Origin of the sequence: Edaphobacter sp. (assembly GCF_035763405.1) — a bacterium.
In the GTDB taxonomy this organism is placed as follows: domain Bacteria; phylum Acidobacteriota; class Terriglobia; order Terriglobales; family Acidobacteriaceae; genus Edaphobacter.
This window is the reverse complement of sequence record NZ_DASUBE010000092.1, coordinates 1-21,222: the sequence shown is the minus strand read 5'-3', so window position 1 is coordinate 21,222 and position 21,222 is coordinate 1. Positions and strand designations below refer to the sequence as shown.

Genomic DNA, 21,222 nt, shown 5'->3' with positions numbered 1-21,222 from the left:
CGTCCGTGACTGCCTCTTCTCTCTCCGCTGCAACTGACGATAGCCTTGCGGCGCCGGCCGCAGTCGGCGCACAGGGCGGACCCAGAGCATCCGGCGGCGGTCTGCTTGGCGGTGCGGGCGGCGCAGTGGGTGGAGTTGCCGGCGGCATTGGCCATACCGCAGGTGAACTAGGCGGCACTGTCCAGTCCGGCGCAGGCTCCGTCGTAAATGACACGCGAGCAGTAGGCGGAGCTGTTGCCAACGCGGGCGTATCGGGCACGGTCGATCACGCTCCCGTAGCAAACCTGCCGGGCGTGACTCTTTCAAGCGCCGCAAACACAAGCAGCTCTGGATCGCTTGATGCGTCAGGCCGAAACATCGACCTCGAAAGCGGAACGACCATGACGCTCAACGTCTCCGCTGGCCAACAATAGACCGCAAAGGATCAAACAACGGGTGTGCGGCACGAGTGATCGCCGCACACCCGCTTTTGTCACTGTGGAAAGACGGCAAACTCCCGGAGGCCGATGGGGCCCTGGAAGATATGCCAGATAGTCACGCGCAGGTAACGTGCAGTCACTGGGTTGAACGACAAAACACCGATGGCCCCAATTCTCGACACGCTGCGCGGAATATCGGTAAAGCTGATGCCGTCCTGTGAGGCTTGCAGCCTGACCAGGCTAATCGAGTGCGCATCGAGTTGCTTGAGCACGACCCGCTGGAAGCCGACCGATGAACCCAGATCGACAGTCAACGAGGCACTCGGCTGGCCGCCGCCCGCCTCCCAACCGGTAAATGCCAGTCCATCGACCGCATTCCCCGCAGCGGAATCGGATGCAACGGAAGATGCAACCACAGGCCGGTTGAGCGCCAGGTTGATCGCCGATTGCGGATTGAAGAAATCAGGCGGCGTCGCGCCATTGGAGTACTGCGACTTGAGATCGGTGCCATTGCCTGCAAGTACAGTCTGGGACAGATAATTTGCGACGCTACCCGGGAACTGCGTGTCGAAGAGAATGCCTTCGCCCCGGTCATTGGTGGCGACATTGTTGAAAAAAAAGGTATGTGCGGTCTCGGCAACGCCGCCGGTTGCGGTTGAAATCGAGCCGATGCGGAGTCCATTGTCGACAACATCATTGGTGTTGCTGAAAGCAGTATTGCCGTTCGTAACATTGCGAGTTCCGCTGCCGGTCGCGTTGTTATAAACGCCGATACCATGGCCGGGCGGATTGGGAATGTCGCGCGTCGTCGTGTAGTTACCGTAGATTTTGTTATACGAATCCGACTGCTCGATGAATACCCCATAGCGATAGTTATCGAGGCTCGTGTTGCCGATCGCATAGCTGTTCGAGGTGGATGAGTCGAAATCAACCGCGTCCATATTGCAGTTGCTCAACAGGTTTTCCATCACAACATAGTGAGCATTGGCATACTGGGTCCAGAGACAGCGCCCTCCGCTCTCGTTGACAGTATTGCGATAGAGGATGTTGTAGCCGCTCCCGCGTTGGAGCTGAATCATGCCACCGCTGGTCCGCTTCGTAGGTACGCCCCCGTTGATGACGGCGACATGATCGATATAAGCCATGGTCGTGGAAGGAAAGTAAATGCCTGTGATCTTGCCTTTCCCATTCATGTCGATGGTCCCACCCGAGATAGAAACAAAAGAAGCCGGATTTGTATCGGTAATCACCCGGGACACCTTGCCGGTCACATGAATCGTGCCATTAAGCAGCACCGCAGTATTTGACCCCAGAGTCAGAGGAGCGGTGCCGTCCAGCGCAAAGTCCCCATTCATGTGAAGAACGATGAAGCTGTTCGGATTTGCGGTGCGAGTAGCGTCATAGGTCGCCTGAACTGCTGTGATGTCCTCGGAGCCAACAGTCACATCAACCCGGCTGACTCCATTGAGAACTGGATCGCTGTGCTGATTGTCGATCGTCGGCGGATAGAAGTATTGACTGACGGGCGCATTCAACGGCGTCCCATGCGCGACGACATAGTTAGCGGCAGAGCGGTCGGTAAGATTGACCTGGTTGTCCAGGGTGTTGTCGAAGACAAGATTGTCGGACCCGTCGAAGTCGATCCCATTGGCCTCATTGTGGCTGACAATGTTGCGCATGACCGCCGTTCCGGAGCTGGTTGACGCAAGTTGAACGCCCGCCTGCTCGTTGTCGTCAATCTCATTATCCGAAATGAGATTGTTGTTCGCGTCGTCGAACACACCGATGTTGTTATGTCGAATGTCATTGTTGGTCAGGGAGGTATGGGCCGAGCTGAGCTGGACGCCGGTCCCCTTGTTGCCGTGGATGAAATTGTCGAGAAGCAGCGCCTGGGTAATCGACCGAACGCTGATGCCATTGCCGCCTGCATGCGAAATGTCGCAACGTGTAATCACTGAGCCGCTGTCGAAGACCGTGTTGCCACTGCCCGAGAGAACGATGCCGTCGCGCCCTGTATGCCGGATGGTCACGGCATCAATGTTGATTTTGGTCGAGCCTTCGACATCAATTCCGGCAACATTCTGATCGTTGCCCTCAAGGATTCCACCTGCGACGGCCACTTTGCTCTGCCCATGAATCGCAATGAGGCTGGAAGCCCTCGCATTCGGCGCTGCCTCGATGGTCCCGTAGAGAACGAGTGAGGTCTTCGACGGCAGAGTGAGAGGCGCATCTTCGATGCGGTAGCGTCCCGTAAGCGTCAATACAATCGGCGAGTTGGCATCGACTGCACGCGCTGCGTTCAACTGTCTCTGAATGTCGGAGACCTTCGCGGAGCCGAACGCTAACGTGATGGGCGTCTCGGCGGGATCGGTGATGTAGCTACTGGCAGGCGGTACATATAAGCCCGGATGGCGTGGGCCGGTTGCCTGTTGCGCATGGCCTGCAACTGCCGGAACCATAAACGCAGCCAATAGAAAGACCACCGAGCCGACTGAGCCGACACTACGAGGCCGACTTGGCTGAATGATTGAAGGATGACTCAATGAAAAGGTTGTTGATGTATCCGTATACATGGCAGTCTCCACAATTCACTTTCAGTTTGATAAGCAATTCAGATTCTCTGAGAGTTGAGGCGCTTCAAACTTGCAGTCAGCACTACTATCCAGCGCAGCAACTATACATGGCGGGGTGTGGCTGTTTCTACTTAAATTTCAATATGTGAAAATATTTTTTCACCAGAAAGAAGCGAACCCCAGCCCTGCCCCTGGTCAGATTCGGTGAAACGCCCGCTGAATGTCCTTGTGCGTGTAGCGCAGCGCGATAGGTCGTCCATGCGGACAACTGGTAGGATGCTCGGTTTTGCCCAGCTCAGCCAGCAGCCAGTCAATCTTCGCCGGCTCCAGCGGCATGTTCACCTTGATCGCCGCGTGGCAGGCGATGCTTGCAGCAATGCGGCGTCCACGCGTCTCCGCGTTCTCCGTCTGCTGCTCGCGGTCAGGCACGCCGAGCACCTCCTCCAACATGCGCTCCATCTCACGGCCCTCCAGCCCCACCGGCGCGGCCTTGATGGCGATCGTGTGCGGGCCAAACGGCTCTGCCTCGAAGCCGTTGCGCTCCAGCTCATCGGCCAGCCGGGCGAAGGCCACCATCTGTGCGGGCAGCAGATCGACCAGCACAGGCATCAGCAGCCGCTGGCGCTGCACGCGCTCCACCTCGCGCTCGCGCAGGATTTTTTCAAACAGCACACGTTCGTGCGCCACATGCTGGTCCACAATCCAAAGCCCCTCATCGTTCACCGCAAGGATGAACGAGTCGCGCAACTGGCCCAGCGGCTTCAACGTAGCCAGCGCGTTCAGGGTCTCATTTTCATTCGGCGGAGCAGCCTCATCGTAACCGACAGGAATCTGCGCTTCGGGAAAGTTGAGGCGGCCAGCTGACTCAGGAACCAGCGGCGCAGCCAGGTTGAATACCTCGGCATCGTCGAGCGAAGGCGCAGCCTCTGACTGCGGCAGGTTCGGCTCAAACACAGGCTGCGCGGGGCCGTCGGCGAGAGGGCTTACATCGATCGTCAGCGACGCGCTCGCGTGGGGAGAATTGTGCAGTGCGGCAGCAAAACTCGCCACCGGACGCGCCTGCATCAACGTCGTGCGCACCGTGTCGCGCACAAAGTCGTGTACGAAGGAAGACTGGCGAAAGCGCACCTCCGTCTTCGCCGGATGCACATTGACATCGACCTCCTGCGCGGGCATCTCGAGAAACAGCAGCACCACGGGAAACGACGTCGGCGGGATGATGTTGCGATACGCCTCGGTCAGCGCGTGCAAAATGAGCTTGTCACGGATGAGCCGCCGGTTCACAAAGATATAGATCGAGTTGCGATTGAGCTTCTGTAGCTCCGGCTTCGAGACAAAGCCCGTAATGCGGATATATCCGGGGTCGGGCGGCGTGTAGTCTTCCTCGCGCTTCCACGGCGGCGGCTCGGGTAGCCCCGCGCGAGTGAAGTCCATCTCTGCCGTGGTGGGAAGCATCAGCCCGCTGGTCTCTTTGCCGAATATCTGGAACAGTCGGTCGGAAGCCGTGACCACGGCAGGCGCAACCAGCAGCGCCTGCGCCGCACTGTGCAGCTCGAAGTGTTTTTCCGGGTGAGCGAGCGCATAGTGCGTTACCAGCGCGGCAATGTGCGCCAGTTCCGTCTGCTCGGAGCGCAGAAATTTTCGTCGCGCCGGAGTGTTGAAGAACAGATCGCGCACTGTGATCGTCGTCCCCGCAGGCAGGCCAGCGTCCTCAACACGGACAATGTTCCCGCCCGCAATCTCGACCAGCGTGCCGGAAGGCTCTTCGGCCACGCGCGTCTCAAGCTGAAGCCGCGAGACGCTGGCGATGCTGGGTAGCGCCTCGCCGCGAAACCCGAGCGTGGCAATCGAAAGCAGATCGTCCGAGGTGCGCAGCTTCGAGGTAGCATGGCGCTCGAAGGCAAGCAGAGCGTCGTCCCGCACCATGCCGTGCCCGTTGTCGGCAATGCGGATAAGCTTCCGGCCGCCTCCCTCGATCTCGATGCGGATGCGCGTGGCACCCGCGTCAAGCGAGTTCTCGAGCATCTCCTTGACCACCGACGCAGGGCGCTCGACCACCTCGCCGGCAGCGATCTGGTTGGCCACCACATCGGACAGAACTCGGATGCGACCCATGCGTCGATTGTAGCCGCAGGGTTGGCTCAGGCTTCGGGCTGATGCACCTTGCTCGTGAAGCGCGGCGAACGCACACGGTAAAGCAGCCCGATACACAGGAACAGACCGGTGCCGAACAGCAGCAGCGACTCCGGCTCCGAGACCGCCGAGAACGCGCCGCCGGAGATCGACTCGGGAGCAACCGAAAAGGAGCCGAACGAAACGGCCCGTCCGCTGCTCCCTTCGTAGAAGAAGGCGTAGTCGCCCACTGCGGTGAAGAAGTAGCGCTCCGGCCCGTTGTCGAGTATGGCCGCAAAGACAACATCGTCCAGTTTGCCGTTGTAAAAGCGGACAAAGACATCTTCGATCGAGTCAGCCAGCGTGAAGGTCTGGCCGTCGATCATAAAATCCGCGTTATCGAGCGTGTCCCGCGACCGGCTGTAGTCGGAGACGCCCGACGCCGCAGGCGCGTGGTCCAGCGTGATAGCGCCTGTGCCGCCAAAACTGGAGAGCTCGCCAGGGACCAGCATGAGGTGATAGGTGATAGGGCTTGCAGGCAGCACAGCGGGAGCAGCCAGCGTAAAGCAGGCGGCCAGCAAAAAGCCGAGCGCAGATCGGTTGCGTTTGAACGTGAAGAACATATCAGATGCCTATCGGCGGCAAAGCGCACGGCACGAGCCGTGTTCCATTTTGTCTGCAATAGAATTGGCCAGACCTCTTCCCGCTCATGTAGACTTCCCTCGCCCGTTGAAGCCGTCTTTCAAGGGCATTTCACAAGAGATGTTGGACCGGAGGGACAGAAAATGGCGCTGGACGATGCAAACCGCAGAGAGTTCTTGAAGATGGGCGGGGCTGCCCTGGCAGCAGCCTCGTGGAGTGCTCGCAGCTACGCGAGCATCGTTGGAGCGAATGACCGCGTGAAGGTCGGAGTCGTCGGGTGCGGCGACCGCATGAGGAGCGCGCTGATTCCGGCGATGCTACAGCACGCCAAGGAACTGAACTTCGAGTTCGTTGCGGTGTCCGACATCTGGAACCGGCGGCGCGAGGAAGGCGCGGCTTACGTCCAGAAGCTCAGCGGCAGCGCGGTCGACCCGGTGCGCAACAACGATGAACTCTACGCGCGCAAAGACGTCGATGCCGTGCTGGTGGCGACGGCAGACTTCCAGCACGCGCTGCATGGCGTCGAGGCCGTCAACGCCGGGCGCGACGCTTATGTCGAGAAACCGACGGCACACACCATGGAAGACGCTCGCGCGTTTCGTGCCGCAGTCCACAAGACCGGCAGGATCGTGCAGGTGGGCACGCAGCGACGCAGCACGCCGAGCTACCAGAAGGCTTACGAATATATTCAGTCGGGCAAGTTCGGCGACATCGTCATGGTTGAGATGACTTGGAACGTGAATCAACCAGGCCGCTGGCGCAGGCCGGATGTCGTGCCTCTGCTTAAGGAAGAGGACACGGACTGGAAGCGGTATCTGATGAACCGTCCCGCCGCGCCGTTCGATGCGCGGAAGTATCTGGAGTTCCGCCTCTTCTGGCCGTACTCGTCGGGCATTCCTGACCAGTGGCTGGTGCACCAGATCGACACGGTGCACTGGTTTACAGGGCTGCCGCATCCGCGCAGCGTGGTGGCCAACGGCGGAATCTATCTATGGAAAGACGGGCGGCAGAACTGGGACACGATGACGGCTGTCTTCGATTACGGCCCACTCGACGACCTCTCGAAGGGCTTCCAGGTACAGTACACGTCGCGGTTCACCAACTCGGCCGGCGGCGTGAAGGAACTCTATTACTCAAACGGCGGAATGCTGGATATGTCGAAGCAGACGGTTACGTCTACCGGTGGTCTTTCAGCGCGGTCGGCTGCGGAGATGAAGATGCAGCCGAACCTTCTCGAAAGCTTCTCACTGAGCGAGAAGGTAGAGACCGTTTCGACCGATGCCAACACCGGCGTCCACGGCGATCCGGAGACCTCGGCCAACATGCGCAACTGGATGGAGTGCGTGCGGTCGCGCAAGACGCCGAACGCAAGCATCGAGGCGGGTTACAGCCACTCGATTGCGCTGTGCATGAACATCGCTGCAATCCAGACGGGCGAGAAAGTGACGTTCGACGACAAGACGCAGCAGGTGCTCGCAGGAGGCAAGGTCTATGCGTAGTGTGTTGCTTTGCTGCCTGGTGGCGGGTCTGGGCCTCGGCGGCAGCCTGATGGCCCGGGCTGCCACCGGAGTCCGCGTCACGCCTGATGAAGCGCATCGGCGCGTCGATGTCACCATCGACGGGAAGGCGTTCACGTCGTTCGTGTGGCCGACGTCGCTCAAGAAGCCTGTGCTCTATCCGCTCGTCTCCTCCGATGGAGTCACGGTGACGCGGGGGTATCCGCTCGAACCGCGTCCGGGCGAGCGGACGGACCATCCGCATCACGCGGGCGTGTGGTTCAACTACGGCAATGTGAACGGCTTCGACTTCTGGAACAACTCGGATGCGATTCCAGAGGCGCGGCGCGACAAGATGGGGACGATTCATCTGGAGAAGATCGTCTCAACCAGGAGCGGCGCAAACAGCGGTGAGCTGGTCACGCGGTCAGTGTGGACGGCGGGCGATGGAAAGGACCTGCTGGACGAGACGACGCATTATGTCTTCACACGCCGCGGCGACGAGCGCGTCATCGACCGCATCACGACGCTGACTGCTCTCGATCGTGTCGTCTTTCACGATGACAAGGAGGGCGTGCTCGGGATTCGGGTGGCGCACTTCCTGGAGTCTCCGACCGAGAAGGGCGGGACGTTTACGGATGCTGATGGGCACGCGACCAAAGTCTCGTCGAGCGTCCCGGGAGCGACGGGCGTCTACCTGACCAGCGAGGGTGTGAAGGGTGACGCGGTGTGGTCCACGCGCGGGCGTTGGTGTCTCCTGACCGGGCACACGGGCGACCATGTGGAGACGGTGGCAATCCTGGACCACACGGGGAACCCGGGGTATCCGACCTACTGGCACGCTCGCGGGTACGGTTTGTTCGCGGCGAACCCTCTGGGGCGGAGCATCTTCGATCCGAAGGCTCCGGCATTCAACTTCACGCTGGAGAAGGGTCAGACGGCGACCTTCCGGTATCGGGTGGTCGTGCTTCCGCGGGCGGCTACGGCGGCTGAGATGAACAAGGAGGCGGAGGCGTTCAACGGGGAGTACCGGTAAACCCTCCCCCCATATCTCATATCTAAAATACTTCAAACATTGGACTTAGGGTGGGGGTATCTCCCCGGCTCCGTCCAGCAAAAGGCCCCGGGTTCTCCGGGGCTTTTCGTTTCCTATTCTTATTATAGCGGGCGGCGAAAACTAAACCGCCAACGTGTTGGCTATTCTGTTCAGGTTGTCTGGAGAGACGATTTGATGAGGAGAGCTGCGCTGCCGGTCGTTCTGTTGCTGCTTTTGCCAATGGGGGCCCTGGCGGCTAACCGCCGCACGGACGCCGCCGCGGAGGTGGATGCGATGCTTGCGGGGCTGGCCGGCGACCATGCGCCCGGACTGGCCGTGCTGGTCCGGCAAAATCATCGGACGGTCTTTGAGCGCGGATACGGCGTAGCTGACCTGAAGACACGGACGCCGATCGACGCGGGCACGGACTTCCGGCTGGCATCCTGCACCAAGCAGTTCACCGCGATGGCCGTGATGCTGCTGGTGCACGATGGCAAGCTACGGTACGACGAGCCGTTGACCGAGATCTTTCCCGACTTTCCTGCATACGGAAAGAGCATCACCGTTCGGAATCTGCTGAACCACACCTCCGGCCTTCCTGACTATGAAGCGTTGATGGATCGGGCTTCGGCGGGCGGCCCACCGCGCTGGACTCCCGATCATCAGATTCGCGATGCTGAGGTGCTGACGTTGCTGGAGGCCGAAGACCACGGCAACTTCGCGCCGGGAACGAAGTGGTCTTACAGCAACTCGGGCTACGTGGTGCTGGGCCTGATTGTGGCGAAGGTCTCGGGCGAGCCTTTTGGCGACTTTCTGCGCGAGCGCATCTTCAGGCCGCTGGGGATGCGCCATACGCTGGCCTTGATCAATGGGCAGAATGAGGTTCCGCACCGCGCCTTCGGCCACTCCAAAGACGGTGCGGCGTTTGAGCAGACGGACCAGAGCGCAACCTCGGCGACGCTGGGCGATGGCGGCGTGTATTCGAGCCTCGAAGACCTTGCCCGATGGGACAGGGCTTTGGCGCGTCACACGCTGCTGAGCGCGGCGGCGATGCGGACGGCGCTCACACCGTTCCGATTGCCGGATGGCTCGCTGCCGGTGTGGGCGAGCGACCCGGGCGATACCGATCCGCAGGCGGGCAAGCCTGTTGCCTACGGCTTCGGCTGGTTTCTCGATCCCTACCGGGGCCACACGCGCATGTGGCACTACGGCGACACGGTTGGATTCAAGACGGCGATTGAGCGATTTACCGACGACAAGCTGACCGTCGTTGTGTTGTGCAATCGATCTGATCTGGATGCGGCTGCGGTGGCAACAAAGATTGCCGATGTGTATTTGAAGGGCGGGCGTTGAAACGTGATGTAGCTCTTCCGATGAGAACAGGTTTTGTGCAGTCACAGACGAAATGCGGGGATCCTTCGCTTCGCTCAGGATGACAAGTTCTACAATGTCGCTCAGTAGCAAACCGCAGGTCCCTCGACTACGCCACTCACGATGAGACCGTGAGTGACTCCGCTCAGAATGACAAGCGTGTGCATCGGTCACATCCAGAGGGAACATCTTCAGTGCGGTCATCGGAGTTTCTCCAGATGAGCCCACTGATTTGCCGGCGCAGGCATTCTTCGGCCCATATATACTGGCGACTCAACTCAGGAGACGTTATGTTCAAGACTGTCGGCTCGATCATCCTTATTGCGATTGTTGCCATTCTCGTGATCGCCGCGACCAAGCCCGACACGTACGTGGTCCAGCGATCGACGTCGATCAACGCCTCGCCCGAAAAAGTCGCTGCGCTGATCAACGACTTCCACAACTGGGATAAGTGGTCTCCCTGGGCGAAGCTCGATCCGACGATGAAGACGACTTACGCCGGCGCGCCGAGCGGCGTTGGAGCGATCTACGAGTGGAAGGGCGACAGTAAGGTGGGCGAGGGCCAGATGGAGATCTCCTCCGTGACGCCTACCAAGACGACGATCAAGCTCGACTTTCTGAAGCCCTTTGCCAGCCACAATACGGCCAACTTTTTAATTGAGCCGGAGGGCATGGGAACGCGCGTCACCTGGGTGATGGATGGACCGCTGGAGTTCTTTCCCGGCAAGCTGATGAGCGTCTTCACCACGATGGACAAGATGATTGGCCCGGACTTTGAAAAGGGCCTTGCCAGTCTGAAGACCGAGTCGGAGCTGGCGCAGCAGCAGGCCCCGACCGCGGCGTCGCAGCCGCTGGTCCCGGCGCAGACGCAGCCTTAAGCTGCACTGCGATGCGCTATGGACGCCGCATCTCCTGTATGCTTTCCGCATGAAAGTTCTGGTGATCGACATTGGCGGCACGCATGTGAAGGTGGCTTCGACCGACCACCGCACTCCGATCAAGATCGTCTCCGGCCCTGAGATGAACGCCGAAAAGATGGTCCGGCAGGTGCTCGACGCAACGAAAGACTGGCAGTACGATGCCGTCTCCATCGGCTATCCCGGGCCGGTGGAGCATGAACATCCCATCGCCGATCCGCACAACCTGTCCCCCGGCTGGGTCGGCTATCCGTATAAGAAGGCCTTCGGCAAACCGCTCAGCTTCATCAACGACGCGGCCATGCAGGCGCTGGGCGGCTACCGGGGCGGTCACATGCTCTTCATCGGGCTCGGCACTGGCATGGGTTCGGCGGTGGTCTTTCAAGGCACGGTGGTGCCGCTCGAATTGGCGCACCTGCCCTACAAAAAGGGTCGCACGTATGAAGAGTACGTCGGCGAAGAAGGCTTGAAGCGACGCGGGAAAAAACGCTGGCGCGCATCCGTGCTCGACGTCGTCAACCTGCTGAAGGCAGCGCTGGTCTGCGACTATGTGCTGCTGGGCGGAGGCAATGCCAAGCTGATGGATGAGCTTCCCGAACATGTCATTCGCGGCTCGAATGCCAACGCCATCGCAGGTGGATTTAAATTGTGGGAGACGCCTCAACCATCCGCGCGAGAGGTGAAGATCAAGCCGGTACGGCGCGCGCGCAGATCGCGTTAGGGAGAGTCTGATTAAGTCAGCGAAGATTCCCTCAGGGGCTAAAGAGGGTGCTGAAAAAGTGTCTCGCCTGGAAGAAAGCGTACCTCAGCGGCTAAAGCCGCGTTGATTTTGCAGCGTTAGCGGCACGGCTGAAGCCGTGCCCTTAAGCAAAACTAACTTTTTCAGCACCCTCTAAAGCCCCATTCAAAATAGGTGGTTTGCGGCACGGCTGAAGCCGTGCCCTTAACAAAGTAGGGCTTAATCAGACCCTCCTTAGGGCATTTCTCTTATCGGCGTAGCCCGGCGCGGGCCGATGCGAAACGCAGATTCCCTTCGGGAACGACAACAAAAAGTGGCGACTGCCTGGGAGATGCGGACGGCGCTTCAGGCGTGGGGGGTTTCATGTGCCGCGCGCAGCAAGGCTTCCAGATCGAGCGGATGCGTGTACATGGCGAGTTCGCCGTTTGCCTCGCGCGGCCATTGCTTTTCGGGACGGTCCCAGTACAGCTCGACTCCGTTGCCGTCGGGGTCGCGCAGATAGAGCGCCTCGCTGACGCCGTGGTCCGCTGCGCCATCAAGCGGTATACCGGCGTGCATCAGACGCTCGAGCGCGTCGCCCAACTCTGCCCGCGTGGGATAGACAATCGCCAGATGATACAGCCCGGTGGTGCCGTTAGCCGGAGTGCTGCCGCCTCGGCTCTCCCATGTATTGAGGCCGATATGGTGGTGATACCCGCCAGCCGAGAGAAATGCCGCTGAGTTGCCCATCTTCTGGGTTACGTCAAACCCAAGCACGTCATGATAAAAGGCCAGTGCGCGATCCAGGTCCGCTACTTTCAGGTGGATGTGGCCCATCCTGACGCCATGATGAATTGGCCGTTTGCTCATGGGGCTGACCGTCCTTCTATCAAATTCGGGCGCGCAGGCAAGCCTCCTGCCGGCGTCGACTCTGCATCATACTGTATATGGAGCATACAAACCCGGACGACGGACACTTGAATATCCTCCAGCACCTGAGGGAACCCGACAGCTTCCTGGCCGTGGTGATCATGGCGGGGGCAGCGCTGATTCTCATCATCATCGCAGCTCTGATTGTGCTTGCAGCCACAGGAAGTGACCTTGTGCCGCGAGGCTATACTCGCGCTGCGGCCAACACGCAGATCGTGTGGCCTTCGACGGCGTTGCGCGGTTAGTGGTTCCGCAGCGTCAGGATGCCGCTGCCAGGAGTCCTGACGGCGGTGATGAAGTCCTGCGCCGAAACGGCTGCTGCGACGAAGTTGCCTTGCGCCTCGTCGCACTTGCGCCGGAGCAGAAACCGCAGTTGCTCGTCGGTCTCGACGCCTTCGGCGACGACGCGAATGTTCAGCCCGTGCGACATCGCAATAATCGTTCTGACCACGGCGGCAGCGTTTGCGTCGGTTACTGATTTCTTCACAAAGCTCTGGTCGATCTTCAGCCGGTCCACCTGATATTGCAGCAGGTAGGAGAAGCTGGAGAATCCGGTGCCGAAGTCGTCGATGGAGATGCCGACGCCAAGCTCGCGAATCTGCTGGAGCTTGGCGAGGTTGCCGCAGGAGTTGACCATCAGCATGCCTTCGGTGATCTCGATCTCGAGATTGCGTGCGGGCAGGCCGCTGGCCTTGAGCGCGTTCTCGATGATCTGCACCAGATTGCGCTGCTGAAGCTGGCGCGGTGAGAGGTTCACCGAGACGGTGAGGTCCATGCCCAGCTCGTCGATGAGCGCCTTGCCTTCGCGGCACGCGGTGACGAAGGCCCACGCGCCGATAGGCACGATCAGCCCGGTCTCCTCGGCCAGAGAGATGAACTGCTCCGGCGCCATTTTGCCCAGCTTCGGATGCGTCCAGCGCAGGAGCGCCTCCATGCCGGTGACGGCGCCGGTGGTGAGCGAGACCTGCGGCTGATAGTGCATGTGCAGCTCGTTGTTGGCCAGCGCGTGGCGCAGCGCGTGCTCCATCGAGAGCCGGTCCACCGACTCCTTCAGCATGTCGAGACTGAAGATCTGATGCTGGTTGCGGCCGTTCTCCTTGGCCACGTACATTGCGGAGTCGGCGCGTTTGAGCAGGTGCTTCGCGTCCGCCGCGAAGTCCGGGTAGATGCACACGCCGACGCTCGCCGTCACCTGCATCAGATGCTGGTCGATCGAGATCTCCGGCGCGAGTTTGGCCACCAGATTGGCCGCGCACTGCTCCACGTCGGCCAGACTGGTGATGTCGGGCATCACGACGACGAACTCGTCGCCGCCCATGCGCGCCACGATGTCCGTGCTGCGGACGGCACGGCGAAGACGATTGGCCGTCTCAACCAACACGTGGTCGCCCGCCACGTGGCCCAGCGAATCGTTGATCCGTTTAAATTGGTCGAGGTCGATCATGAAGACAGCGACCTTGGTGCCGTAGCGCCGAGCCTGCTCGACAGCCTGCACGGTCTTGTCCTGCAAGAGTGCGCGCCCTGCCAGGCCGGTCAACTGGTCGTGCGTCGCCAGGTGCGTCACATAGTCGAGCATCTGCTTGCGCTCGGTAATATCGAACGCGATGCCGACGAAGCCGCTGACCGCCCCTTCGCCAGAGGTGACGGCGCGCATGGCCAGGTTGATGGGAGTGCGCGCGCCGTCGCGGCGCACCAGCGTCCACTCCTTCTCGTCCATCTCACCGGCTGCGACGCCTGCGGTCAGCACATAGAAGCCGTCGCGCTGCAAGTCGCCGGGGCCAAGCTCGCTGCGGCGCGCCGCGAGTTCTTTTTCATCGTGCAGCAATGTCAGCGGCGATTTGCCTACCAACTCGTCGCGGCTGTAGCCGGAGAGCTTCTCCGCTGCCACGTTCATCGCCGTAATCAAGCCGTGCGTGTCGGTGGCAATCATGCTGAACGGAGCGTTCTGGAATATGGAGTCGGTGAATTCAGCGAGTTGCCTGTACTGCTCGCCGGCTGCCTTGGCCGCGCTGATGTCGCTGCACGTCAGGGCCAGGCCATCGCCGAGTTTGACGGCCTGCAGGCGCAGCCACGACGCCTTGATGTTTGAGTCCTTGATGGGAAGGTCTTCGCTGAGCGGCTCGCCTGTGTTGACCACGCGACAGTAGTTGGCAAACAACCTGCCCTGCCGGCTCACCTTTGTCACTTCGCACAGCGTTCGGCCGAGTATGCGCGAGCGCGGCAGACCCACCAGCCGCTCGGTGTTTGCGTTTACATAGAGGAAGCGAAAATCGACGATCAGGCCGTCCCGGTCGCGGACGGCTTCAAACAACGAGAAGGCGTCCAGGTTTGCCTCGGCCGCCGCAAGAAACTGCGAATGCGCTTCGGATGCGCCGTTGCGTTCTACGACGCGCGCATGCTCCTGCCACAACGTCCACAACGCGACTGCGGTGCCTGTGGCCGCCAACGCCGCGACGGCCATGCCAACCAGATACGCATCGGAATGCAACCACCAGAACAATGCCAGCGCCAGGCACACCGGCACGCCGTACAATCCTGCCTTCCCGACCCAGGTCTTCGGCGGATGCAGCGTCAGGGATCTCAAGCGATACCTCGAACTTCAGACACGATCGTCACCCTGTTGGCGTTTGTCTCGCGTCTCATGGAAATACCCAGCGGAGAAACACACACACAACGCATGGTTGAAACTTATCAGCCGCAGTATGGTTTTGAAAGGTTTTTTTGCCTGAGAGCCTCACTGGTTCACAGATTAACGCGCTGCATGGTTTCTGCTTTGCGTCCGCGCCGTCGTTGAGGCATCATCTGTAGTGTGCCTCTGCGCTTGAGCACGCAATGTTTACAACGAGGAAAGGTGTTGCCATGTCACTGAAATCGTTCTCCCGCCCTCTTCACGCAGTTGCGTGCGCACTCGCCTGTCTGATGCTTGCGCCCGCGCCACACGCCACGGCTCAGATGATGCCTCCCCGCGTGAATAAGCACCTCTACTCCGCCACCGCGGACGCGAAGGCCGACATTGCCGCCGCGCTGAAACAGGCTGCGGCCGAACACAAACGTGTCATTCTCGACTTCGGCGGCGACTGGTGCGGCGACTGCCAGGTGCTCGACATTTACATGCACCAGAGTCCCAACGCCGAACTGCTTGCCAAACACTTCCTCGTCGTCCACATCGACATCGGACGCTTTGACAAGAACACCGATCTCGCGGTGAAGTACAACATTCCTCTTAAGAAGGGCGTGCCCGCGCTTGCTGTACTCGATGCGAAAGGCAAGCTGCTCTACTCGCAGAAGACCGGCGAGTTTGAGGACATGCGCAACATGAGTTCCGCGTCTGTCACCGAGTTCCTCAACCGCTGGAAGGCCTGATGCTGCGCGGAGCGCGCCGGTGAACAAGCTCAAGCAGATTCCTGTGCTCTTCCACCGTGCGACGCTCCGCGCGCTCCGCGACGACTGCTTCTATCTATCGCAGTCCACGGCCTACTCGGCCATTGTGTCGCTGTTTCCCGCGCTCATCGCAGCGGCGGCGATCATCAGCCTGCTTCCCTACACCGCCCCGCTGCGCTTCCAGCTCTCCGTCATCTTCGACCGCATCCTTCCGCCGGATGTGAGTCCGCTGCTCGAAAGCTACTTCGTTACCTCGCCGCACAATCCCCGCTCGGCGCACGCGCTGCTGGGGGCGTTTGTGGTCAGCGTGGCCGGAGCGTCGAGCGTCATCTCCGCGCTGATGGAAGGCGTTCGCCGCGCCAATCGGCTGCCCGAGGACTGCTGGAGCTTTCTGGAGCGTCGCTGGCGCTCGCTGGTGCTGGTGCCGCTTTCGCTGGTTCCCTTTGTGCTGGCCAGCATGCTGGTCGTCTTCGGACACTTCATCACCGTGTGGCTGGCGCGCGAGATCATGCCGGCCGCGCGCACACCACTCTTTCTGCTGGCTGACCTGGTCCGCTGGACGGTGGCGCTTGCCGCCAGCACAGGCATCGTGGCGATGATCTATCACATGGGAACACCGCTGCGTCAGCCGTGGAAGCGTGTGGTCCCGGGCGCGATCCTCGCCACAATCGTGTGGTTTATCGCCACGATCGTCTTTGGCTGGTATGTCACGCGGTTCGCCAACTATTCGCAGGTCTACGGCCCGCTGGGTGCGGCGATTGCTCTGCTCATCTGGCTCTATATGATCTCGTTCAGCGTCTTCTTCGGGGCGGAGTTCAACGCGGAGTACGCAGCCCGCTTTTTCCCTGATTTCGTCGCCGATTCAAGCGTTTCAACTCCCATAGACGCCTCCGCACGGGTAGAATGACCAACGACGGCAAAAAATCAAACCATCTCCTGCGAGCCTCTCGCATCGTTCGATAGTTAAAAGGAACCCGGCAAGCGATACATGAATACCTCAAAGACTCCTATCTCCACTGCAGCACCCTCTTCTGGAATGCACCGCGCCCGTCGCGCCAAGATCGTCGCCACGCTCGGCCCGGCCTCAAGCTCTGTTGAAGTCTTTCGTCAGCTCGTTCGCGCCGGGTTGGACGTTGCGCGCCTCAACTTTTCACACGGCAGCCACGCGCAGAAGGCTGAACTGATCCGCATGGTGCGGCAGGTCTCGCGCGAAGAGGGCAAACCGATCTGCATCCTCGCCGACTTGCAGGGTCCGAAGATTCGCACCGGCAAGCTGAAGGGGCATAAGCCGGTGCAGCTCGTCGCAGGGAAGCTGCTCACCATTACGCCGCGCGAGATTGAAGGCACCGCGTCGCTGGTCGGCACGACCTTCAAGACGCTTGCAGAAAATCTGGAGCCTGGCTCGCGCATTCTGCTCTCGGACGGCCTGATCGAGCTGCGCGTGAAGTCGGTTGACGGCAAGGACGTCACCTGCGAGATCATCAACGGCGGCATGTTGGGCGAAAACAAGGGCATCAACCTGCCGGGTATTCCGGTCAAGGTTCCCTCGTTGACGGAGAAGGATGAGGAGGATCTCGTCTTCGCTGTGGGTCAGGGTGTTGACACCATCGCTGTCTCGTTCGTCCGCACGGCTGACGACATTCGCCATGTCAAAAACCGGCTGGCTGCGCTTAAGTCAGACGCCTGGATTATTGCCAAGCTCGAAAAGCCTCAGGCTGTGGAACACCTTGACTCGATTCTGGAAGTCACGGACGCGATCATGGTGGCGCGCGGCGACCTGGGCGTCGAGGTGCCGCCGGAAAAAGTTCCTGCCATCCAGAAGACCATCATCCGTCGCGCGGCTGAGTATCGCAAGCCTGTGATTACGGCTACGCAGATGCTCGAATCGATGATTGAGAATCCGCGGCCTACGCGGGCTGAAGCCTCGGACGTGGCTAATGCGATCTACGACGGTACGGATGCGGTGATGCTCTCGGCGGAGAGCGCGGCGGGTAAGTACCCGGTCGAGTCGGTTGCGATGATGGCTCGTATTGTGGCTGAGACTGAGGACCAGATTCGCATCGACCCGCGCCCGGCGCTTGGGCACTCGCGCAGCGTGCGGCTCTCGGTTGCGGAGACGATCTGCGAGTGTATGGCGCACGCCGCCGATGACCTGGACGTGGCTGCCATTGCCATCTTCACGGAGACGGGCAGCACGGCGCGGCTGCTCTCGAAGTATCATCCTGACCCGCCGATTGTTGCGCTCTCGCCGTTCGAGTCGGTCGTGAACCGCTCGATGATGCTGTGGGGTACGTATCCTATCCTCTGCGGACGGTTCCGTGACACGGATACGCTGGTGAACATGGCCGAAGACCTGCTCGAAGCGCACGGGCACGTGCAGGAACGGCAGATCGTCGGCATCGTCGCAGGAACGCGGACCAAGTCGGGTGCTACCAACTTCATGCGCCTGCACATGGTCGGCGACCGCGACATTGAACCCACGCCGCGCAAGAAGAAGGCTGTCAAAAAGAAGAGGTAAGCGGGGCGCGCTGCTGGAGTCTCCTGCTTCGCTTTCGGCGTGGAGAGCGGGCAGGACGGTTTCGTCTTCTGCTGGTTTGCGGTCTGCGGGCGTGCCGGGCGATGGGCTGACGCCATGGTGGGCGGCGAGGTCGTAGAGGAGCGAGGCGAAGATGTCGCGGCGGAGCGGGTGGAAGCCTGGCGGCGGTGTGGTGGGTTCGGGTTGCCGGTCTTCGGGCTGGTCTTCGGGTTCGTCTACAGGCTCATCGGCGGGCGAGGGTTGGGATGACTCCTGTTTCTGATTCTGGCTGGGTTGCTCTTCCTGCTTCTCCTGATTGCGCTGCTTGAGGTTGATGGTGGCGAGCTGGAGACCGTAGAGGAGCAGACCGGCACGGCGCGGGTCGATGTTGTTGACGGCGAGCGATGTGATGACGGTTCCGATGGCTTCCTGGATGGCGTCGCGGGTGGTGGGTTTGGGCAGCTCGACGGAGCCGCGGCGGCCTTGAGCGGCTGCACCTGCGAGGAGCTTGTTCTGGTGGAAGTGGCAGAAGTACTCGTTGCGAAGAGCGTAGCTGCCGCAGCGACGTCCGTCGGCGTGATGGTGGTGGCAGCGGAGGTGGTCGGGCGTCTCGTGGCGCGGTTCGGCGGTCTCTTCAGGCATGGGTGCTCCCCCTGGTATTGAATAGGTAAAATACTTTGAACAAAGGGCTTAGTGAGGGGGTATCTTTGGGATACCCGGCTTAGTGGCGTGGGTTAAATGAAGAAGGCCCGGCTTTTGGCCGGGCCTCTGAGTGTGGCTAACTTCTATTTTAATGGGTGGAGGGAAACTGGGCCGCCAGTTTTCGGGAGAATATTTTTGCGGTGGAAGAGGTTTGTTTCTGGATGGTTGAGGGTTTGAGGATGGGATTTTTTGCGGTATGCGGTCTTGACACGGATTTTTTTGGGCCTGCGCGGCTCAAACGGTAGAACGACTCACCCGGTCCTTTGTGGCTGATGAAGGGAAGGCCAGGACTTCCCTGCCGCTGCTTACCAGATGACCTTCACGTCGTATGCCTTGAAGTGGCGGTCGGCGGTGAGGATGGGGAGCGATTCGGCGATGGCCTGGGCGATGAGGAGGCGGTCGAATGGGTCGCCGTGGTGGTGCGGGAGGGGTCCGAGTTGCAGGATATGACCGTAGCTAAGTAGATTAGCTAAATCAACGTCCGGCTGCGGATTTGCGCGGACGGCCGCCCAGTGTTCCGTTGGCACGAGCGGCGGCGGCTTTGCGGGTGGTGCGGGACTTGCCACCCTGCGCGCCCAGGCGGGCGGCCATCCACTTGCGCGAGCCGAGGAAGCCTTCGAGGATCGCGGGGACGTAGAGGTCGGCGTCGAGCTTCGGGAAGTGGAGACCGAAGCCCGATGGGGTGATTTCGATCTGGCTCAGTTGTGCAGGGGTGCTGCCTTCTAGACCCTGTGCGTCGTTTGGCGAAAAGAAGATGCCGACACCGGAGGAGAGCGTGACGATGATGTTTCCGGATTTGCGGTCGAAGTAAGCCGAGGTCGCTGCGGGCGTGCTGGCTTTGAGCGCCTTTGCGCGTGCGTTGGCTTGTTTGAATTCCTGACTAGTGATGGTCATGTATCTCCTTCCACGCGGCGCATAGCTCTGCGATGTGTTTGTTCAGAGCCAGTTCGATGCGGTTCAACTCACGGTTCGGAAAGCCATCGTTCTCGCGAAGCCTTACCGGGCCTGCGGAGCAGTTCAGATAGAAGACGGCCTCTGGCCCTGGTCCGATGACGTGAACGTGCGCTGGCCGATGATCATTGGGGTAGATGACGACTCTCAGATTCCCAATTCTCAGGACGGTGGGCACGAGAAGAGGATAGCATATTCCTAAGCGGTTGGGTTAATGGAATATCTCTCTCCACACAAGATGATTCTTTGAGCGGGAAGCAAAAGCGGTTCGCGCATAGCACGAATGCCCACATCTCAGAATCGAGATATGGGGCACCCGGCTAATTTAGGAGGCGATTCCCCGTCAACATTGCAAGAATTGTCGCTAAGGGCAGGGAAACGGTAAGCGCTACTATTTCATGCCCATGCGCTGCCAGATATGCAGTCACGAGGAATCCGATCACTACGACAATCGATCCAATCCAGACATTTCTACGACCGCGAGCCTCCTTACGGTCAATCTGATCCATGGCAAATTTGTAATTACGCTCGTCGAGCGTATCCATGTGCCTCAGAATTTGCTTCGAGAGGTCAACTACTTGGTCGGCAGACAAACGGTCCCACGCGTTGCTGGGAATCTGCTGATAAAAATTGTTTTGCTGATTGAATTGCGTGGGCAGCTTTGTTTTGGGAGGTATAACGGCTGGCGGTTGCGACTCATCAGGAACCGCGTCAATCGATGTAGTCGGTTCAGCCTCAGGATTATTTACCTGTTGATCATCTGACATGGTTCACGGCTCCGCTCCAACAGTCGCGAATCACATCACCTTGTGAGATCAAATTGCACGCTCGGAGTACATCGCCTGGGCGTTCAGCTTTCCGAATATATAGCGTATATCCGCACTCATTGACACGTAGCGCTGTCATCCAATGGGGTCGCTCACTCTTTACCCGCCCTTGATACTCCTGAAGCCAATTCAAAACCGTAATACGATCAGATCCCGAAACTCGCCTCGGCAGCGCCACAGACAGACGCCACCCATCTTGATCGTCGTTTAACTCGTACCGAATTGCCTTATTGCTTTCAATAGTTGTATACATGACTTCTCCTTGCTACGACTAAAGAAACGCGCCGCAAACTATATGCGCCTCAGCTATTCATTGAATAGTACAGCAACATCACACTACTGAGACGTAACCAGAGGTTGTAGTGTTGCAAGCAATCCTCTGACCATCAGAACACGGCAACATTAACATCTGGCAATAAAGAGGCTGACCGACGCAAAATATTGATTTTAGGCCAGCCAGCCATCCATTTTGCCATTATTCTGCGGCTAGTTCTTCCTGTTCGCCTTCCATGCGCATCTGTTCGAGTTCGCGCTCTTCGGCTTCGATGGCTGCGGTGACTTCCTGCTGGACCTGGGCTGCCGCTTCTTCGATCTCCGGGGAGAGTTGGACGTTGCGGTAGTACTCCATGCCG

The 21,222-nt window shown here is 59.9% G+C and carries 20 protein-coding genes and 1 pseudogene; 12 read left to right on the top strand and 9 right to left on the bottom strand.

The window, feature by feature from the left end; genetic code table 11:
- Positions 1 to 413: pseudogene (locus VFU66_RS09500) on the top strand (hypothetical protein); the annotation flags it as partial.
- 59 nt (positions 414 to 472) lie between these two features.
- Here VFU66_RS09500 and VFU66_RS09495 read toward each other — a convergent pair.
- The 3 genes from VFU66_RS09495 to VFU66_RS09485 form a co-directional block, all read right to left on the bottom strand.
- Complete coding sequence (locus VFU66_RS09495; protein WP_326446004.1) at positions 473 to 2,962, bottom strand: right-handed parallel beta-helix repeat-containing protein; 2,490 nt, start codon at positions 2,960 to 2,962, stop codon at positions 473 to 475.
- Positions 2,963 to 3,187: 225 nt separating this feature from the next.
- Positions 3,188 to 5,107, bottom strand: coding sequence for a DNA mismatch repair endonuclease MutL (mutL, locus tag VFU66_RS09490; RefSeq protein WP_326446003.1), 1,920 nt, complete (start codon positions 5,105 to 5,107; stop codon positions 3,188 to 3,190).
- 26 nt (positions 5,108 to 5,133) lie between these two features.
- The gene (locus VFU66_RS09485) at positions 5,134 to 5,727 is read right to left on the bottom strand and encodes a hypothetical protein (protein ID WP_326446002.1); all 594 of its coding nucleotides are present in this window, start codon (positions 5,725 to 5,727) and stop codon (positions 5,134 to 5,136) included.
- A 201-nt stretch (positions 5,728 to 5,928) separates the two neighbouring features.
- On the opposite strand from VFU66_RS09485, the gene VFU66_RS09480 reads away from it, so the two are divergent.
- From VFU66_RS09480 to VFU66_RS09460, 5 genes are all read left to right on the top strand, one after another.
- Positions 5,929 to 7,245, top strand: coding sequence for a Gfo/Idh/MocA family protein (locus tag VFU66_RS09480; protein WP_326446001.1), 1,317 nt, complete (start codon positions 5,929 to 5,931; stop codon positions 7,243 to 7,245).
- Positions 7,238 to 8,278, top strand: coding sequence for a DUF6807 domain-containing protein (locus VFU66_RS09475; protein WP_326446000.1), 1,041 nt, complete (start codon positions 7,238 to 7,240; stop codon positions 8,276 to 8,278). Before VFU66_RS09480 ends, VFU66_RS09475 begins: the two co-directional genes overlap by 8 nt.
- Before the next feature lie 195 nt (positions 8,279 to 8,473).
- Positions 8,474 to 9,631: a serine hydrolase domain-containing protein gene (locus VFU66_RS09470; protein ID WP_326445999.1), complete on the top strand. Its 1,158-nt coding sequence runs from the start codon at positions 8,474 to 8,476 to the stop codon at positions 9,629 to 9,631.
- A 308-nt stretch (positions 9,632 to 9,939) separates the two neighbouring features.
- Entirely contained in the window at positions 9,940 to 10,527 is a 588-nt protein-coding gene (locus tag VFU66_RS09465) for an SRPBCC family protein (RefSeq protein WP_326445998.1), read from the top strand.
- 49 nt (positions 10,528 to 10,576) lie between these two features.
- A complete protein-coding gene (locus VFU66_RS09460; RefSeq protein WP_326445997.1) occupies positions 10,577 to 11,287 on the top strand; it encodes an ROK family protein in 711 nt (236 codons plus the stop codon).
- A 363-nt stretch (positions 11,288 to 11,650) separates the two neighbouring features.
- On the opposite strand, the gene VFU66_RS09455 is transcribed toward VFU66_RS09460, so the two are convergent.
- Positions 11,651 to 12,154 carry a VOC family protein gene (locus VFU66_RS09455; RefSeq protein WP_326445996.1) on the bottom strand — a complete coding sequence of 168 codons (504 nt, stop codon included), beginning with the start codon at positions 12,152 to 12,154 and terminating at the stop codon, positions 11,651 to 11,653.
- A gap of 77 nt (positions 12,155 to 12,231) precedes the next feature.
- Between VFU66_RS09455 and VFU66_RS09450 the strand changes: the two genes are divergently transcribed.
- Positions 12,232 to 12,459: a hypothetical protein gene (locus VFU66_RS09450; protein ID WP_326445995.1), complete on the top strand. Its 228-nt coding sequence runs from the start codon at positions 12,232 to 12,234 to the stop codon at positions 12,457 to 12,459.
- On the opposite strand, the gene VFU66_RS09445 is transcribed toward VFU66_RS09450, so the two are convergent.
- The gene (locus VFU66_RS09445) at positions 12,456 to 14,798 is read right to left on the bottom strand and encodes a putative bifunctional diguanylate cyclase/phosphodiesterase (RefSeq protein WP_326445994.1); all 2,343 of its coding nucleotides are present in this window, start codon (positions 14,796 to 14,798) and stop codon (positions 12,456 to 12,458) included. The two genes, VFU66_RS09450 and VFU66_RS09445, sit on opposite strands and share 4 nt — an antisense overlap.
- 275 nt (positions 14,799 to 15,073) lie before the next feature.
- On the opposite strand from VFU66_RS09445, the gene VFU66_RS09440 reads away from it, so the two are divergent.
- The 5 genes from VFU66_RS09440 (at position 15,074) to VFU66_RS09420 (ending at position 18,773) form a co-directional block, all read left to right on the top strand.
- Complete coding sequence (locus tag VFU66_RS09440) at positions 15,074 to 15,577, top strand: thioredoxin family protein (RefSeq protein WP_326445993.1); 504 nt, start codon at positions 15,074 to 15,076, stop codon at positions 15,575 to 15,577.
- Positions 15,578 to 15,596: 19 nt separating this feature from the next.
- Positions 15,597 to 16,502 carry a YihY/virulence factor BrkB family protein gene (locus tag VFU66_RS09435; RefSeq protein ID WP_326445992.1) on the top strand — a complete coding sequence of 302 codons (906 nt, stop codon included), beginning with the start codon at positions 15,597 to 15,599 and terminating at the stop codon, positions 16,500 to 16,502.
- A gap of 129 nt (positions 16,503 to 16,631) precedes the next feature.
- The gene (gene pyk, locus VFU66_RS09430) at positions 16,632 to 18,113 is read left to right on the top strand and encodes a pyruvate kinase (RefSeq protein ID WP_326445991.1); all 1,482 of its coding nucleotides are present in this window, start codon (positions 16,632 to 16,634) and stop codon (positions 18,111 to 18,113) included.
- 39 nt (positions 18,114 to 18,152) lie between these two features.
- Entirely contained in the window at positions 18,153 to 18,380 is a 228-nt protein-coding gene (locus VFU66_RS09425) for a hypothetical protein (protein WP_326445990.1), read from the top strand.
- 24 nt (positions 18,381 to 18,404) lie between these two features.
- Positions 18,405 to 18,773 (top strand): hypothetical protein, encoded by a 369-nt coding sequence (locus VFU66_RS09420; RefSeq protein WP_326445989.1) that lies wholly within the window; start codon positions 18,405 to 18,407, stop codon positions 18,771 to 18,773.
- 344 nt (positions 18,774 to 19,117) lie between these two features.
- Here VFU66_RS09420 and VFU66_RS09415 read toward each other — a convergent pair whose 3' ends face one another.
- From VFU66_RS09415 to VFU66_RS09400, 4 genes are all read right to left on the bottom strand, one after another.
- Positions 19,118 to 19,339, bottom strand: a complete 222-nt coding sequence (locus tag VFU66_RS09415) for a type II toxin-antitoxin system VapC family toxin (protein ID WP_326445988.1) — start codon at positions 19,337 to 19,339, stop codon at positions 19,118 to 19,120.
- A complete protein-coding gene (locus VFU66_RS09410; RefSeq protein WP_326445987.1) occupies positions 19,287 to 19,706 on the bottom strand; it encodes a DUF2442 domain-containing protein in 420 nt (139 codons plus the stop codon). The genes VFU66_RS09415 and VFU66_RS09410 overlap by 53 nt, the downstream gene beginning before the upstream one ends.
- The gene (locus tag VFU66_RS09405) at positions 19,693 to 19,941 is read right to left on the bottom strand and encodes a DUF4160 domain-containing protein (RefSeq protein ID WP_326445986.1); all 249 of its coding nucleotides are present in this window, start codon (positions 19,939 to 19,941) and stop codon (positions 19,693 to 19,695) included. Before VFU66_RS09405 ends, VFU66_RS09410 begins: the two co-directional genes overlap by 14 nt.
- A 142-nt stretch (positions 19,942 to 20,083) precedes the next feature.
- Entirely contained in the window at positions 20,084 to 20,530 is a 447-nt protein-coding gene (locus VFU66_RS09400) for a hypothetical protein (protein ID WP_326445985.1), read from the bottom strand.
- Positions 20,531 to 21,222 lie beyond the last annotated feature (692 nt).